12 protein-coding genes and 1 pseudogene are annotated in these 15,363 nt (G+C 64.3%); 4 read left to right on the top strand and 9 right to left on the bottom strand.

The window, feature by feature from the left end:
• Positions 1 to 13: 13 nt before the first annotated feature.
• The 6 genes and pseudogenes from AC3RCM_RS11595 to AC3RCM_RS11620 all read right to left on the bottom strand — a co-directional run.
• Positions 14 to 931 carry an AEC family transporter gene (locus AC3RCM_RS11595; RefSeq protein ID WP_019751855.1) on the bottom strand — a complete coding sequence of 306 codons (918 nt, stop codon included), beginning with the start codon at positions 929 to 931 and terminating at the stop codon, positions 14 to 16.
• A 135-nt stretch (positions 932 to 1,066) separates the two neighbouring features.
• Entirely contained in the window at positions 1,067 to 1,930 is an 864-nt protein-coding gene (locus AC3RCM_RS11600) for a LysR family transcriptional regulator (protein ID WP_003247790.1), read from the bottom strand.
• Between the two features lie 93 nt (positions 1,931 to 2,023).
• Positions 2,024 to 2,872, bottom strand: a complete 849-nt coding sequence (locus tag AC3RCM_RS11605; RefSeq protein ID WP_049587118.1) for an ABC transporter permease — start codon at positions 2,870 to 2,872, stop codon at positions 2,024 to 2,026.
• Entirely contained in the window at positions 2,869 to 3,885 is a 1,017-nt protein-coding gene (locus AC3RCM_RS11610; RefSeq protein ID WP_104887756.1) for an ABC transporter substrate-binding protein, read from the bottom strand. Before AC3RCM_RS11610 ends, AC3RCM_RS11605 begins: the two co-directional genes overlap by 4 nt.
• Positions 3,886 to 3,979: 94 nt before the next feature.
• Entirely contained in the window at positions 3,980 to 4,735 is a 756-nt protein-coding gene (locus AC3RCM_RS11615) for a methyl-accepting chemotaxis protein (RefSeq protein WP_241792063.1), read from the bottom strand.
• A 150-nt stretch (positions 4,736 to 4,885) separates the two neighbouring features.
• Positions 4,886 to 6,124: pseudogene (locus AC3RCM_RS11620) on the bottom strand (methyl-accepting chemotaxis protein); the annotation flags it as partial.
• Between the two features lie 246 nt (positions 6,125 to 6,370).
• On the opposite strand from AC3RCM_RS11620, the gene AC3RCM_RS11625 reads away from it, so the two are divergent.
• Complete coding sequence (locus AC3RCM_RS11625) at positions 6,371 to 7,690, top strand: Na+/H+ antiporter family protein (RefSeq protein WP_064492546.1); 1,320 nt, start codon at positions 6,371 to 6,373, stop codon at positions 7,688 to 7,690.
• Positions 7,691 to 7,703: 13 nt separating this feature from the next.
• Here the strand turns inward: AC3RCM_RS11625 and AC3RCM_RS11630 are convergent, their stop codons facing one another.
• From AC3RCM_RS11630 to AC3RCM_RS11640, 3 genes are all read right to left on the bottom strand, one after another.
• Positions 7,704 to 8,711, bottom strand: coding sequence for a FecR family protein (locus tag AC3RCM_RS11630; RefSeq protein WP_064492545.1), 1,008 nt, complete (start codon positions 8,709 to 8,711; stop codon positions 7,704 to 7,706).
• Positions 8,712 to 8,972: 261 nt separating this feature from the next.
• Positions 8,973 to 10,742: an acyl-CoA dehydrogenase C-terminal domain-containing protein gene (locus AC3RCM_RS11635; protein ID WP_492629617.1), complete on the bottom strand. Its 1,770-nt coding sequence runs from the start codon at positions 10,740 to 10,742 to the stop codon at positions 8,973 to 8,975.
• A gap of 92 nt (positions 10,743 to 10,834) precedes the next feature.
• Entirely contained in the window at positions 10,835 to 12,457 is a 1,623-nt protein-coding gene (locus AC3RCM_RS11640) for an acyl-CoA synthetase (protein ID WP_019437073.1), read from the bottom strand.
• A 193-nt stretch (positions 12,458 to 12,650) separates the two neighbouring features.
• On the opposite strand from AC3RCM_RS11640, the gene AC3RCM_RS11645 reads away from it, so the two are divergent.
• The 3 genes from AC3RCM_RS11645 (at position 12,651) to AC3RCM_RS11655 (ending at position 15,351) form a co-directional block, all read left to right on the top strand.
• Positions 12,651 to 14,057, top strand: coding sequence for a sensor histidine kinase (locus tag AC3RCM_RS11645; RefSeq protein ID WP_492629618.1), 1,407 nt, complete (start codon positions 12,651 to 12,653; stop codon positions 14,055 to 14,057).
• 9 nt (positions 14,058 to 14,066) lie between these two features.
• Positions 14,067 to 14,699: a response regulator transcription factor gene (locus AC3RCM_RS11650; protein ID WP_492629619.1), complete on the top strand. Its 633-nt coding sequence runs from the start codon at positions 14,067 to 14,069 to the stop codon at positions 14,697 to 14,699.
• 178 nt (positions 14,700 to 14,877) lie between these two features.
• Positions 14,878 to 15,351: a MarR family winged helix-turn-helix transcriptional regulator gene (locus AC3RCM_RS11655; RefSeq protein WP_010954405.1), complete on the top strand. Its 474-nt coding sequence runs from the start codon at positions 14,878 to 14,880 to the stop codon at positions 15,349 to 15,351.
• The last annotated feature ends 12 nt before the right edge of the window (positions 15,352 to 15,363 follow it).

Genomic DNA, 15,363 nt, shown 5'->3' on the forward strand with positions numbered 1-15,363 from the left:
GCAGAATTTCAGTCTAGCCAAGCGTAAGCATTAATACCAAAGGCAGGGTGGCGGCCGCAGCCACGGTCTGCAGGGCGATGAGGGTGGCCATCAGTGGCGCATTGCCGCCCATTTGCCGGGCCATGACATAAGATGACGAAGCGGTTGGCAGCGCCTGGAACAACACCGCCACCACCGCTGCCTGGCCACTCAGGCCGAGCAGCCGGCAAACGCCCCAGGTGGTCAGTGGCATGACCAGGAACTTGAACGTCGATGCCGCCATCAGCGGCCGTACCTGCTGGCCGAGGCTGGCGCCGCCCAGGGCAGCGCCGACACACAGCAGGCCCAAAGGCAGTGCGGCCTGGCCCAAGGCCTTGACCGTGGCGTCGATACCGGCCGGCAAGCCCAGCCCCGTGGCCCGTAGCACCAGCCCCCCTGCGCAGCCGACGATCAACGGGTTGGCGAAGATCGCCCGAAGCACTGTGGCGGGCGAACTGTGACGGGCGCTGAAGCGGGCAAACACCAGCACGCAGAGCAGGTTGACCAAGGGCACGATGGCTGCGTTGGCCACCGCCGCCAGGGCAATCCCGGCGCTGCCGTAAATCCCCGCAGCCAGGGTGGCACCGATGTAGTTGTTGAAGCGGATACCGCCCTGAAACACCGAAGTGAAATCGGCTCCATCATGGTTCGCCGCGCCCTGATACAGCACCAGCAACACGGCACCGGCCAGGGTCGAGAGCATCAGTGCGCCGGCCATGCCCAGCACCGGTATGCCATCGAGGTTGGCGGTGGCCAGGCCATGAAGGAACAGCGACGGCAGCAGGACGTAGTAGCTCAGGCGCTCGGCACCAGGCCAGAAGCTTTCGGCAAGAAAACCGCGAAGGCGCAGGAAGGTACCCAGGGCAATCAGCAGGATGATGGGGAGCAGGGTGGTTAGCAGCAAGTGCAGCATGGTGAGCATTCCGTGGTCGGGTACGTGCACAGACTACGGGGGCGGATCGATCTGTAAAAACGTTGTTTTCTTCAGTGACCGTTGAGGAAAAATGCATGTTGGTGGGGGCATATCGCGCCTTGGATCAGCCTGGCTTCAGGCTTCCAGGGCGGTCTTCAACACCGCACTCAAATGCCGCCGCTGGCTTTTTTCATGCTCCAGCAACACCACCCGCCGGGTCAGCTGCGGCTCGCCAAACGGCAGGCAGGTGGCGGGTGGCAAGCGTTGCAGGTCGTCATCCGCCATGGGGATGACCGCCACGCCCAGGCCCATCACCGCCATGCGCGCCAGGGCTTCCTGGCTGTCCAGCTCCATCAGTTCGCTCACCTGCACCTGCTGGCGGCGTAGCTCCTGCTCGATTTGCCGGCCGGCCCAGGCACGCTTGTCGAAGCGCAGGAATGGCTGGCTGGCCAGCAACTGCGGCACGCTATACCCGGCCAGCTCAGGGCTGGCAATGGCCCAGAAACGGTCCTCGAACAGCGGTGTAAAGTCCAGGTTCTGCGGGTAAGGGCTGACCGGTTCGGTGGTGATCGCTGCATCGAGCTCACCGTCTTCCACGCGCCGCGCCAGCTCCGCCGACATGCCCGAGGCCACGCTGATGTGTAGCTGCGGGTGATGGGCCTTGATCCACACCAGCGCCTTGGGCAAACGCCGCGCCAGCACCGTGTGTATCGCCCCCAGGCGCAAGCGGCCGCGCAGGCTTGGGCCGCTGGCCAGGGCATCGGCCAGTTCGTCATAGGCAGCCAGAAGGCTTTCGGCGCGGGCCACCGCCAACTGGCCGGCTTCGGTCAGCACCACCTGCCTGCGGCTACGGTCGAACAAGGTCACCTTCAGTTCGTCTTCGAGGGTTTTGATGTGCAGGCTGACCGCCGAGGGGGTGAGGCTGAGCAGGTCGGCGGCGCGGGCAAAGGTGCCGTGGCGGGCGATGGTCACCAAGGTGCGCAGGGCTTTCAGGGACATGCGGTTGAGGTCCGGCTCTCAGCTGACAGAGGCGTATTGTCAGGCCCGGCCCTCTCGCAGCACAAGGCTGCTTCCAGGCCTTGCCGATACGGCTCAGCGACTGCTACGCCCATAGGCCTGGCTGATCCGGTCGATCACCATGGCCAGGGCGACAATTGCCAGCCCGGCCTCCATCCCTTGGCCAACATTCAAGGTCTGGATTCCCGCCAGCACATCCTCACCCAACCCACGGGCGCCGATCATCGACGCCACGACCACCATCGACAAGGCCATCATGACCGACTGGTTGAGCCCGGCCATGATGCTTGGCAGCGCCAGGGGCAGGGCAATGCGCCGCAACCGCTGCCAGCGGCTTGCGCCAAGGCCGTGTGCGGCCTGCAACAACGAGGGGTCGATCTGGCTCAGGCCCAGTTCGGTCAACCGCACCAGCGGCGGCAGGGCGTAGATCAGCGTGGCGAACACGGCAGGCACCTTGCCCAGGCCAAACAGCATCAGCACCGGGATCAGGTAAACGAACGCAGGTAGCGTCTGCATCACATCGAGGACCGGCAACAGCAGCCGTCTGGCCAGTGGCCGGGCGGCCAGCAGGATGCCCAGCGGTACACCCACCAGTACGCACAGGCCGGTACTGACCAGCACCAGGGCCAGGGTCTGCAGCAACTTGTCCCAGAGCCCGAGCATACCGATCAAGGCCAGCAGCGCGACCAGCACGGCGCTGCGCAGCAGGCTGCGGCTGGCGTGCCAGGCCAGCAGACCCACCAGCAACAACAACAGCCACCAAGGCAACAGGCGCAACAGGTTCTCCAGGCCGACCAGCAGTTGCAGCAACTGGTCAGACAAACTGCGCAGGTGGTCGCCGTAGTTCAATACCAACCAGTCGACCAGGCGGTTGATGCTGTCGGCAAAGGAAAACTGCAGGGTCTGCGGGAAACCGCTGCTCACAGGCTGGCCTCGACCTTGGCGGCGATGTCCGCCGGCAGCCAGGCTTTCCACACCTCGCGGTTATCGCGCAGGAAGGTCAGGGCGGCTTCGCGCGCGGGCGTGCGTTTTTCGCTCATGACGGCCAGGGCCTTGTTCAGGCGATCGATGGGCAGGTCTACCTGTTCGAACACGCTGACCAGGTCTGGGTAGGTTTCGCGAAAGGCTTTGGACACGCCAATCGACAACTTTGCCGGCAGCGAGCGGCTGCCTTTCGGGTTGGGGTTGGCGGGGTCGGTGAGGGTGGCCCAGGCCTGGGCATCGAACGGGGGTTCTTCCAGCCGGATGAGCTTGTAGCGCCCCATCAGCGGGGTCGGGTTCCAGTAGTAGAACAGCACGGGTTTGCCGCGCCGGATTGCCGAACCGATCTCGGCGTCCATCGCGGCGCCGGAGCCACTGCGGAAGTTGTTGTAGAGACCATCCAGGCCATAGGCCTTGAGCTTTTGGCTGTTGACGGTTTCAGACGTCCAGCCGCTTGGGCTGTTGAGAAAACGCCCTTTACCGGGCGATTCGGGGTCGGAAAATACCTGCGGGTAACGCTTGAGGTCCTCGACACTGTGCAGCTCAGGCGCCACGGGCTTCAGGTTGCGTGCGGCATCGCCCTCGATCACATAGGCCGGTACCCACCAACCTTCTTCTGCATTTTTGACCGTATCGCCCAGTGCGAACACCTGGCCGGCCTGTTCGGCCTTGACCCAGGCAGGGCTGCGCCCGGCCCATTCCTCGGCGATCACTTGCAGGTCATTGCGCGCCAGGGCCACCTCCATGCTGACCGTGCTGCCAGGCAGGGTGTCGGTGCGGTAGCCGTAGCCGCGCTCCACGATCAGGCGCAGGATCTCGGTGGTGAGGGCGCCGCTTTCCCAGCCGATGGCACCAAAATGGATAGGCGCAGGTTGCTCTGCCGATGCGGCGCTGTCGGTGCTGGCCAAACCCACCGTCAACAGCAGGCCGGCCAGCAGCGTTGAAATGCTCTTCATGTAAACCTCGTCGTTCGCCACGCCTTGGCAGTGGGGCAAGTGTAGACGACGAGGTTTTGTCAGTTTCAGGGCCACTGGAGTGGCCCCGTTCGCTTCAGACGCGGAACTGGTCCATCAGCGCTTGCTGCTGGTTGGCCAGGCTGTTCAGCGACTGGCTGACCCGCGCCGACTCGTTGGCCTGGCCAGACAGGGATTCAGTGACATCACGAATGGTCGCCACGTTGCTGTTGATTTCCTCGGCTACCGCGCTTTGCTCCTCGGCGGCAGAGGCGATCTGCAGGTTCATGTCGGTGATCACCGTCACCGCCTGGCCAATGCGCTGCAATGCCGTGACGGCTTGGCCGACCTGCTCCACGCCACCTTGGGCCTGGCGGTGGCTGTGGTCCATGGCGCCGACCACTTCGCGGGTGCCGTTCTGCAGGGCTTCGATGACCTGACGGGTTTCTTCCACCGACTCCTGAGTGCGCTGGGCCAGGTTGCGCACCTCATCGGCGACCACGGCAAAGCCACGGCCGGCCTCTCCGGCGCGGGCAGCTTCGATGGCAGCGTTGAGCGCCAGCAGGTTGGTCTGTTCGGCGATCGAGCGGATCACTTCCAGTACCGAGCCGATCTTCTCGCTGTTCTGCGCCAGGCCTTCTATTTCGGCCATGGTGTCGCTCATGTTGGCAGCCAGGGCTCCGATGCTGCTGGTGGTGCGGTCGATTACCGCCAAGCCCTCGCGGGTGGCCTGGTCGGCATCGCGCGCCGCCTGCGCAGCCTGGGCGGCGCTGCGGGCAACGTCCTGGGCGGTGGCGCTCATTTCATGCGAGGCGGTGGCCACCTGGTCGACCTGGCGGTACTGCTGTTCCATGCCGGCGCTGGTTTCAGTGGCAATCGCCGAGGACTGGTCGGCCGTGCCTCGAGCGGCCTGCACCGAGCGTTTGACCTCGGCAATGGTTGGCTGCAACTTGTCGAGGAAGCGGTTGAACCAGCCGGCCAGTTCGCCCAGTTCGTCCTGTTTCTGGTAGGTCAGGCGACGGGTCAGGTCGCCTTCGCCGCTGGCAATGTCCTTCAGCATGGCTGCCACGCCGAGGATCGGCCGGGTAACGCCGCGGGCCATCAGCCATACCAGCAGCAAGCCAGCAATGGCGGCGGCCAGGCCCAGGCTCAGTTCCAGCAAGGTGCCGCTGGTATTGAGCGCGTCAAGTTCCTGCTTCAGGGTTTCGGCCGGCCCGGTCAGGGCGTTTTCCGGCACATCCAGCAACACGCCCCAGGGCTGGGCGTCCGGGATTGGCCGGAATGCCGCCAGCACCTTCAAGCGCTGCCGGTCGTGGAGGGTGGTCAGCTTGCCCTCGGCCAGCTTGCGCACCAGCTCGGCGCCTTTGGTCGGGTCTACCTGGTCGAAGCGCTGGGCCAGCTTGCTGGCATCGGCGCTGTAGCCGGCCAACAGGCCGACCGGGGTGAGAATGCCGACCGTGGTGCGGCCTTCGTAGAGGCTGCGGCTGGCCTCCTGGCTCAGTGCCTGCAGGCTATTGAGGTTGATGTCGATGGACAGGGTGGCAATGATCTTGCCGTTGACCGCCAGCGGGAACACGATGCTGGTCATCAGCACCTGCTGGCCGTCGATGTCGTAGAAGTAGGGCTCCACCACACACACCTTGCCGGAGGTGCGTGGGCATACCCACCAGGTGTTGGCCGGCTGGCCGCTGGGGCCGATCTCGGTGTTGGCCATGTCATGTTCGGGCAGGGCCATCGAGGTCAGCTGGCCAGCGCGTGGCTGCGACCAGTACAGGGCAAAGCGCCCGGTTTCGTTGCTGCCCAATTCTGCCTTGCCGGCAAACAGGCTGTCCTTGTTGTCCAGGGCATTGGGCTCGAACACCAGTGACAGGCCGAGCAGGTCGGGGTTGGCTTGCAGTGCGGCGCGCACCTGGCGGGTCATGTCCTCGCGCAGGTCGAAGGCATCGAGAAAGCGCTTTTCGGCCTGCTCGCGCAGGAACAGCACCTGACGGGCGAAGCCGGCGCCGTACTGGTAGGCATCCATGAACTGGCGGCGAATGTTCAACGCTTGCACTTCACCTTGTGACTCGATACGCGACTGCGCCGCCTCGGTCAGCATCTGCATGCTGCTGGCCTTGACCAGGTCCGAACTGTGATCCATGCGGTACAGCGACAGGCCGACGAGCAAGGTGACGATAGCGGCCAGACAGAGACCGGCGAGCAGGGTGATCTTCCACTGGATGGAAAGTTGTCGCAAAGGCATGGGGGCGGATCCCTTTTTGGCAATAAGGGTTATGGCTGTATCTGCGATGGGGCCGGGAGGTGTCAAAGCGCTCCCGCCAGGCACCTCGCTGCCTCCCACAATATCGGCCCCTGCCGTTTTTTCTTTATTCAAACATTCAATTTAAATTTGAACGCCACTAACGCGCCGCATCAAGGCGCTTTTGACATCTGCCGCCCACTGCTTCAGAGTTCGCGCTTTTTTCTGTCGTAATGAGGTAAGCCAACCATGAATGCAGTGATCGCCGCGGTCGGCATCATGCTGATACTCAGCCTGTCCCGCGTGCACGTGGTCATCGCCCTGATCATCGGCGCCCTGGCCGGTGGGCTGGTGGGCGGCCTGGGCATCGAAGGCACGCTCAAGGCCTTCAACGGTGGCCTCGGTGGTGGTGCCACGGTGGCTTTGTCCTATGCACTGCTGGGTGCTTTTGCCGTGGCGATTGCCAAGTCTGGCCTGGCGCATGCGCTGGCCGACCGCGCCCTGGGCATGATCGACCGGCGGGGCGACGCCAATGGCGGCAAGCTCAAATGGCTGATGATCGGCCTGATGCTGGCGGTGGCCGTGTCGTCCCAGAACATCCTGCCCATCCACATTGCCTTCATTCCGCTGCTGGTACCCCCTCTGTTGTACGTGCTGACGCGCCTGCGTATCGACCGCCGGCTGATCGCCTGTGTGATCACCTTTGGCCTGATCACCCCGTACATGTTCCTGCCGGTGGGCTTCGGCAACATCTTCCTCAACGAGATCCTGCTGGCCAATGTTGCCCGCGCGGGTGTCGATGTAAGCGGCGTCAACGTCACCCACGCCATGGCCATCCCGGCTGCCGGCATGCTCGTCGGCCTGCTGGTGGCGGTGTTCATCAGCTACCGCAAGAAACGTGACTACGACCTGGCGCGCATCCAGCAGGTGGAGCAGGTGAGCGTGCAGTACAACCCGCTGACCTTGCTGGTGGCCGGGCTGGCGATCGCTGCAGCCTTCATCGTCCAGCTGTTGCTGGACTCGATGATCATCGGTGCCATGGTCGGTTTCCTGATCTTCTCGCTGTCGGGCATCGTCAAGTGGAAAGAGACCGACGACCTGTTCACCGAAGGCATGAAGATGATGGCCATGATCGGCTTCATCATGATTACCGCGTCCGGCTTTGCCGAGGTGATGAAGGCCACCGGTGAGGTTAAGAGCCTGGTGGAAACCTCGGCGCAGTGGATCGACCACAGCAAGGGCATCGGTGCCTTGCTGATGCTGTTGGTAGGCCTTTTGGTGACGATGGGGATCGGCTCGTCGTTCTCCACCGTGCCGATCCTGGCTGCGATCTTCGTGCCGCTGTGCGTGCAACTGGGCTTCGACCCGTTGGCCACGGTGTGCATCATCGGTACTGCCGGTGCGTTGGGCGATGCAGGTTCGCCTGCCTCGGACTCGACCCTGGGCCCGACCTCGGGCCTGAACGTGGATGGCCAGCACCACCACATCTGGGACACCGTGGTGCCCACCTTCATCCATTACAACCTGCCGTTGATGGCGTTCGGCTGGTTGGCAGCGATGACCTTGTAAGGCGGGGAGGGCGTCAGCCCTTGTCGGGCGGCGGCGAGATGCGATTGAGCACGGTGCTGCCGTCCTTGCTGCGGGTCAGGTAGACCGGCAGGACTTTGGGCAGGTTGTTGACCAGGTGCCCCACTTCACGGGTGTTGTAGATGCCGCTGATGCGAATGCGGCCGGTGCTGGCATCGGCCAGTAGCAGCGGGGCGTCGAGGTAGCGGTTGATCACCGGCAGCGCCTGTTCCAGGCTCAGGTTATCGAGCACCAGCTTGCCGCTGCGCCATGCCAGGCTGTTGCCATAGTCGTCGCTTTGCTCCAGCTGCGGCTCGAAGTCGCCCTTGTGGTAGCTGGCCTGCATGCCAGGGCCAAGGCGGTAGCCACCGGCATTGCCCTCACTGGACACCAGCACTGAACCTTCCACCAGGGTGACCTTCACCTGGTCCTGGTACTTCCACACGTTGAACTGGGTGCCGGTGACCCGGGTCTGGCCACTGCCGGCACGCACGATGAACGGGTGGCTGCTGTCGTGTCGCACCTTGAAGAACGCCTCGCCGCGCTTGAGCGTGACCTGGCGTTGGTCCTTGTAGTTGAGGAAGGTGAGTTCGGTGTGGAGGTTGAGCTGTACCGTGCTGCCGTCGCTGAGCTCCACGGTCTGCATGCGGTCACCGGCTTCGAAGTGCTGGTAGTGGTTGGGCAACCAGCCCTGTTCCCACCCCATCCAGCCGGCCAGCGGCAGCACTGCCAGGGCGATGGCCGCAGCAGACGCCAGCGGCCGCCAGTTGCGAGGGCGGGCGGCGTGTCTGGCGGGTGGGTTGAAGTCGATGACGGTGGCGCTGCGCGGCAGCAGGTCGGCTGTTTGCCAGATTTCCAGCATCGCCTGATATTCTTCGTCATGCCGCGGGTCGGCCGCCAACCAGTCAGCGAATGCTTCACGCTCGGCCTGCGTGCAATCTTCGGCGTGAAGGCGCATGCACCAATGCGCTGCGGCGTCGGTGATGGCATCGTCTGGGTTGGGATTGAGGCGGTCGTGGTTCATTGCGGCTCCGGGTTTTGCGCATTCTACCCTTGCGGGAGGGCTCCCGAGAACCAATGTAATGGCGAATGACTATCAGTTGTGCCGGTTTTTCGTCGGATTAGCCACGGTTTTTCAGTGTTTGAGAACCCTTCGCGGGCAAAAGACGATGCCTGCAATGGCCTCCGGTGCAGCCTGGTGCTGCGAAGATGTCAGTGTTTGCAGGTACCGGCCTCTTCGCAGCACACGGCTGCCCTTGCAACAAGCGCGTCGGCGACCCACCGGTCAGAACTGTGTGGCCTCTAGCCCATAAAGGCTGCCACTACCGGCCCGAATGCTCGCCTCCAGCCCCAACCCCCGCGGCAAGACCCGCTGGAAATAGAACGCCGCACAGGCAAGCTTCGCGCCATGAAACGCGTCGTCCTCATCACGTTTGGCCAGCGCCACCGCCGCCATCCGCGCCCACATGTACGCATAGGCCGTCAGCCCGAACAGCTGCAGGTACTCAACCGCTACCGCGCTGACCAGGTTGGCATCCTCGCCAGCCTGCGCCCGCAGCCAGCTGCTGGTGGCCTCCAGCCGCGCCAGGCTCGCCTGCAGGGCCTCGCGGTGCAAGGGCGCATCCACACTGAAGGCGCGCACTTCGCTGGCAAAGCTGGCCAACGCCTGGCCACCGTCGGCCAGCACCTTGCGCCCCAGCAGATCAAGGGCCTGGATGCCGTTGGTGCCTTCATAGATCTGTGCAATGCGCACGTCTCGCACCCGTTGCTCCTGGCCCCATTCGCGGATGTAGCCATGACCGCCGTACACCTGCTGGCCAAGCACGCAGCTTTCCAGGCCGTTATCAGTGAAGAATGCCTTGGCCACCGGTGTCAGCAGTGCCACCAGGCGCTGGGCATGCTCGCGCTCGCCAGCGTCTTCGGCATAGCGTGCCACGTCCAGTTGCTGGCCAACGTAGACGGCGAACGCCCGACCTGCTTCGGTGAGGGTGCGCATGGTCAGCAGCATGCGCCGGACATCACCATGGTGGATGATCGGGTCGGCCGCCTTGTCGAGTGCCTGCGGGCCAGTCGCTGCGCGGCTCTGCAGGCGCTGGTTGGCATAGCGGGCGGCGCTCTGGTAGGAGGCTTCGGCACATCCGATGCCCTGTATGCCGATGGACAGGCGCTCGTAGTTCATCATGGTGAACATCGCTGCCAGGCCCTTGTTCGGCTCGCCCACCAGGTAACCGATGGCACCGTCAAAGTTCATGACGCAGGTCGCCGAGGCCTTGATGCCCATCTTGTGCTCGATCGAACCACAATGCACAGCATTGCGCGCGCCCAGGCGGCCATCGGCCTCGACCAGGAATTTGGGCACCAGGAACAGCGATATGCCTTTGGCACCGGCGGGCGCATCCGGCATTTTGGCCAGCACCAGGTGGACGATGTTCTCGGTCAGGTCCTGCTCGCCGCCGGTAATGAAGATCTTGCTGCCACTGATGCGCACGCTGCCATCGGCCTGAGGCTCGGCGCGGGTGCGGATCAGCCCCAGGTCAGTGCCGGCATGGGGTTCGGTCAGGCACATGGTGCCGGCCCAGCGGCCTTCGTACAGCGGTGGCAGGTAAGTGGCCTTGAGCGCTTCGTTGGCGTGGGCATCGATCGCCAGGCAGCTGCCTGCGCTCAATGCCGAATACAGGCTGAAGCTGCAGTCAGCCGCGTAGAGCATCTCTTCGAACAGCACGCCGAGCATCTTTGGCATGCCCATGCCGCCGTATTCCGGGTTGCCGCCCAAGCCGACCCAGCCGCCTTCGCGGTAGGTGTTCCAGGCCTCGCGAAAGCCCTCGGGGGTGGTGACTTGGCCTGCGTCGAAGCACACACCTTGCTCGTCACCGTTGCGGCTGAGCGGGGCGATCAGCTGGCCGGTGACTTTGGATGCTTCCTCGAGAATGGCGTCGGCAGTGTCGGCATCGATGCGTTCGGCCAGGGCGGGCAGTCGGGCCCACAGGCCCGAAGCGTTGAACACGTCATGCAGGACGAAGCGCATGTCGCGCAGGGGGGCGGAATAAGTGGTCATCGGCAGCTCTAGCAATAGTGGGGGAGGGTTGGGCGTGCGCTGAACCTTCAGGCGCAGCCGTGTGCTGCGCCTGAAGGGGAGTGGCTACGGCATCAGAGGGCCTTGGCCCGGTCGCGCAGCACGTACTTCTGGATCTTGCCGGTCGAGGTCTTGGGCAGCTCGCCGAACACTACGGTCTTCGGCACCTTGAACCCGGCCAGGTGCTCGCGGCACCAACTGGTGATGTCGGCTTCACGGGTGTCCTCCCGGCCTGGCTTTAAGGCAACGAAGGCGCACGGGGTCTCGCCCCATTTTTCATCCGGGCGTGCCACCACGGCGGCTTCCAGCACTGCCGGGTGCTTGTACAGGGCGTCTTCGACCTCGATGGTGGAGATGTTCTCGCCACCGGAAATGATGATGTCCTTGAGCCGGTCCTTGATCTCGATATAGCCGTCGGCATGCCACACGGCCAGGTCGCCGGTGTGGAACCAGCCGCCACGGAAGGCTTCGGCGGTGGCTTCAGGGTTCTTCAGGTAGCCCTTCATCACCGTGTTGCCGCGCATGAAGATTTCGCCCAGGGTATCGCCGTCGCGGGGTACTGGCTGAAGGGTTTGCGGGTCGGCGACCATCAGGCCGTCGAGGGTCGGGTAGCGCACGCCTTGGCGAGATTTGATCCGTGCACGCTCTTCCAGCGAAAGCGCATCCCATTCGTCATGCCAGGCACACACGGTCACCGGGCCGTAGACCTCGGTCAGGCCATAGGTGTGGGTGACCTTGATGCCCATTTGCTCCACGGCGCCGATGACCTTGGCCGGTGGTGCGGCGCCGGCGACCATGGCCTGCACCGGGTGCTCGATGGCTGCCTTGGCCGCCTCGGGCATGTTGACCAGTGCGTTGAGCACGATCGGCGCACCGCACAGGTGGCTGACTTTGTGCTCGCGGATCAGGGTCAGGATCTTCTGCGGGTCGACCCGGCGCAGGAACACATGGGTGCCGGCCAGGGCGGTGATGGTCCAGGGGTAGCACCAGCCGTTGCAGTGGAACATCGGCAACGTCCACAGGTACACCGGGCGGTGGCCCATGGCCCAGGTCATCTGGTTGCCCAGTGCGTTCAGGTAGGCGCCGCGGTGGTGGTAGACAACGCCCTTGGGGTTGCCGGTGGTGCCGGAGGTGTAGTTCAGCGAAATGGCCTGCCACTCGTCATCGGGCCATTCCCAGGCAAATTCCGGGTCGCCTTCGTTGAGCAGGGCCTCATAGTCCAGCTCGCTGACCGCGCGGCCCTCGCCGTACTCCGGGTCATCCACATCAACCACCAGCGGCGGGTGTTCAAGCAGTGCCAGAGCGCCTTCGATGACCGCATGGAACTCGCGGTCGGTGATCAGTACCTTGGCCTCGCCATGCTGCAGCATGAAGGCGATGGCCTCGGCATCCAGGCGCACGTTCAGGGTATTGAGCACGGCACCGGTCATGGGTACGCCGAAGTGCGCCTCGAGCATGGTCGGGGTGTTGGGCAGCATCACTGCCACGGTGTCGCCACGGCCAATGCCACGACCGGCCAGGGCGCTGGCCAGGCGCCGACAGCGTTGGTAGGTTTCTTGCCAGTTGCGGCGGATGGCGCCGTGGATGACGGCGGGGTAGTTGCCGTACACGGCGGCGGTGCGTTCAATGAAGCTCAGCGGGGTGAGGGCGACATGGTTGACGGCAGCGGGCATCAGGCCCTGGGCATAGATCGACATGCGGTAATCCTGTAAGGGAGGCAGACGCAGCCTGTGCACCTGGCCCCCGATGGCTGATTGTTAGCTCTGTTCAGGGTGCAGGGGGCGGACGGTGGGCCGCCCCCTCTGTCGCAGTTTTACGCGAGTCGCTATGGTATTAGGAATATCGACTATAGCAATATAGTAAAACTACTATAAAAACAGGCCGCCTACCGTGGATGACACTGCTTACCCCTTGCTTGGCAAAGACCCGCAACCCAGTCTGTTGCTGGCCAGTGATGCAAGCCCGCTGGCACTCAACCCGGCATTGCAGGCCTGGGTCGCCGAAGGGCCCGAGCTGGCTCGCTGGCTGCCGGCCAATTGCGCCGCCCTGGTGCGTGCCTGTCTGCGTCAGCATCGGGCGATCAGCGATGTCGAAGTGCAGGTCGGCGAACGCATCGTGTTGTGGACGTTCATGCCGGACAACCAGGGCCAGCAGGTGCTGGGGCGCTGCCGCGATGCCAGTGAAGAGCGCCATGGCGCACGCGAAGCCAACCGCGCCCGACGCCTGTATCGGCTGATCATCGAAAACACCACCGACCTGATTTCCCGGCACAGCCCCGATGGCCGCTTTCTCGATGCCTCACCGGCAGCCTACCGCCTGCTCGGCCTGTGGCCCGAGCAGCTGCGTGGCATGCCTGTACATACCCTGCTGCATCCGCGCGAGCGGCGTCAGGTACTGCGTCAGGCCTCAGCCGCACTGGACCAGGACGGCTACCACACGATGACTTGCCGGGTACGCCAGGCGGCAGGTGACTACCGTTGGTTCGAAATCGCCAGCCGGGCGATCCGCGAGACCTATACCGGCGCGGTGGTGGAGGTGGTCAGCGTGTCCCGCGACATCACCTTGCGCATCGAAGCGCAGGAAAGCCTGGCGCACAGTGCCCGCCTCGCTACCCTGGGCGAGCTGGCCTCGGGCATCGCCCATGAGATCAATCAGCCACTGGCCGCCGTGGTCAACTATGCCAACGCCAGTCAGCGTTACCTGCAGGGCCTGGAACGTGATCCCCAGGCTCGCGAGCGGGTAGGCCAGGGCCTGCAGCGTATCAGCGAGCAGGCCACCCATGCCGCCGAAGTGATCCGCCGTCTGCGTGCCTTTCTGCGCAAGGGGCCGCGCCGCCTGCAGGCACTGGACGTGGCCGAGCTGGCCGGCGAAGCCATGCGCCTGTGCGCCTGGGAAGCCGCGCGGGACCAGGTGCAGGTGGAGCTTCGCATGAGCGCTCAGCTGCCCTTGGTGTATGCCGACCGGGTGCTGCTGGAGCAGGTGCTGCTCAACCTGCTGCGCAATGCCATCGATGCCAATCGCGAGCAGCAGGGGGAGCGGCCGTCACGTATCCTGCTCTGCGCGGCGCGCGATGGCGATGGGGTGCTGGTCGAGGTAGCTGACCAGGGCCCGGGCGTGGCACCCGAGCGGCTGGATGAAATCTTCACGCCCTTTACCACCAGCAAGGCCGACGGCCTGGGCTTGGGCTTGAGCATGAGCCGCAGCCTGATCGAAGGCTTCGGTGGCAGCCTGTGGGCGCGGGCGGGTGACAACGGCGGTCTGGTACTGTGCTGCCGGCTGGCGGTCAGCAGGGAATAAGGGGAGGCAGTGTTGCAAGCAAAAGTGTATGTGGTCGATGACGACCAGGGTATGCGCGACTCTACGGTCTGGCTGCTGCAGTCGGTGGGCCTGCAAGCCTTGCCGTTTGCCAGCGGGCAGGCGTTTCTCGACGCCTGCGTCGATGATGGGCCCGCGTGTGTGCTGTTGGATGTGCGCATGCCGGGGCTGGGCGGGCTGGCTGTGCAGCAGGCGATGCGCGAGCGTGGCCTGATGGTGCCGGTGATCTTCGTCAGCGGTCATGCCGATGTGCCGATCGTGGTGCGGGCGTTCAAGGCCGGCGCCTGCGACTTCATCGAAAAACCCTACAACGATCAGCTGCTGCTCGACAGCGTTCAGGCTGCGCTGGAGCACGCCGGGCTGGCGCGACAGGGCGATCAGGCGGTGGCGTTGGTGCAGGCGCGCATCGACGGCCTGACGCCGCGTGAGCGAGACGTCTTCGTACCGTTGGCCCAAGGGTTGAACAACCGCGAGATTGCCGAGCAGTTGGGCATCAGCGTCAAGACCGTGGACCTGTACCGAGGCCGGGTGATGAAGCGGTTGCAGGCGGGCAGCCTGGCAGAGCTGGTGGGAATGGCGATTGCTTGCGGGGCGGTGGAGGCGCTGGGCCTGCGAGCACGTTAACCGCCCTTACGCAGGCCCTGGCAGGGGCGGCCTTGTGTGTCGCGATGGGCCGCAGGGCGCGCCTGCGGGGGCGGTGTGACCGGCAGAAAACACGAATATTTAATAGCTGCCTAATGAAGGCTTTGACATTAACTGCCTAAGCAGTAATATTTCTACACACTTAACTGAGCAGTCAACGATGGCCCATTTCTCCCCCGAAAACTTTCAGACCTGCGCCATCGGCATGTTGCTGGGCCGCGCAGCGATCCTCAAAGACCGCATTCTTGACTGGCACCTGGAGTCAGAGGGCGTCACCGCCGCGCAGTTCAAAGTGCTGATCATCGTCACCCAGTACCAGGTGGATACCCCGGCCGAACTGTGCCGTTACCTGGGCCTGGACAGCGGTTCGATGACCCGCATGCTCGACCGCCTCGAGCAGAAGGAGCTGATCGTGCGCAACCGCTGCGCCGACGACCGTCGCCAGGTGCGCCTGGCACTCACCGCCGACGGCCAGCGCCTGGCCAACCGCCTGCCGGAAATCGGCGCCGCCGCCATGAACGAGTTGTGCGGCGTGCTGGCACCTGAAGAGCTCAAGACCCTGGAAGGCCTGCTGGCCAAGGTGCTGCTCAGTGCTGGCGACCCGTTGACGATCCGCCGCTTCGGCGACCGTTGAACCCTGTAACGA

The sequence above is a fragment of the Pseudomonas sp. GW823-FHT05G12 genome (genome assembly GCF_058795575.1).

What these genes read in the sequence shown, in the direction of transcription:
- AC3RCM_RS11595 (WP_019751855.1), bottom strand. Translation starts at nt 931, where the DNA reads ATGCTGCACTTGCTGCTAACCACCCTGCTCCCCATCATCCTGCTGATT.
- AC3RCM_RS11600 (WP_003247790.1), bottom strand. Translation starts at nt 1,930, where the DNA reads ATGTCCCTGAAAGCCCTGCGCACCTTGGTGACCATCGCCCGCCACGGC.
- AC3RCM_RS11610 (WP_104887756.1), bottom strand. Translation starts at nt 3,885, where the DNA reads ATGAAGAGCATTTCAACGCTGCTGGCCGGCCTGCTGTTGACGGTGGGT.
- AC3RCM_RS11615 (WP_241792063.1), bottom strand. Translation starts at nt 4,735, where the DNA reads ATGGAACAGCAGTACCGCCAGGTCGACCAGGTGGCCACCGCCTCGCAT.
- AC3RCM_RS11625 (WP_064492546.1), top strand. Translation starts at nt 6,371, where the DNA reads ATGAATGCAGTGATCGCCGCGGTCGGCATCATGCTGATACTCAGCCTG.
- AC3RCM_RS11630 (WP_064492545.1), bottom strand. Translation starts at nt 8,711, where the DNA reads ATGAACCACGACCGCCTCAATCCCAACCCAGACGATGCCATCACCGAC.
- AC3RCM_RS11635 (WP_492629617.1), bottom strand. Translation starts at nt 10,742, where the DNA reads ATGACCACTTATTCCGCCCCCCTGCGCGACATGCGCTTCGTCCTGCAT.
- AC3RCM_RS11640 (WP_019437073.1), bottom strand. Translation starts at nt 12,457, where the DNA reads ATGTCGATCTATGCCCAGGGCCTGATGCCCGCTGCCGTCAACCATGTC.
- AC3RCM_RS11655 (WP_010954405.1), top strand. Translation starts at nt 14,878, where the DNA reads ATGGCCCATTTCTCCCCCGAAAACTTTCAGACCTGCGCCATCGGCATG.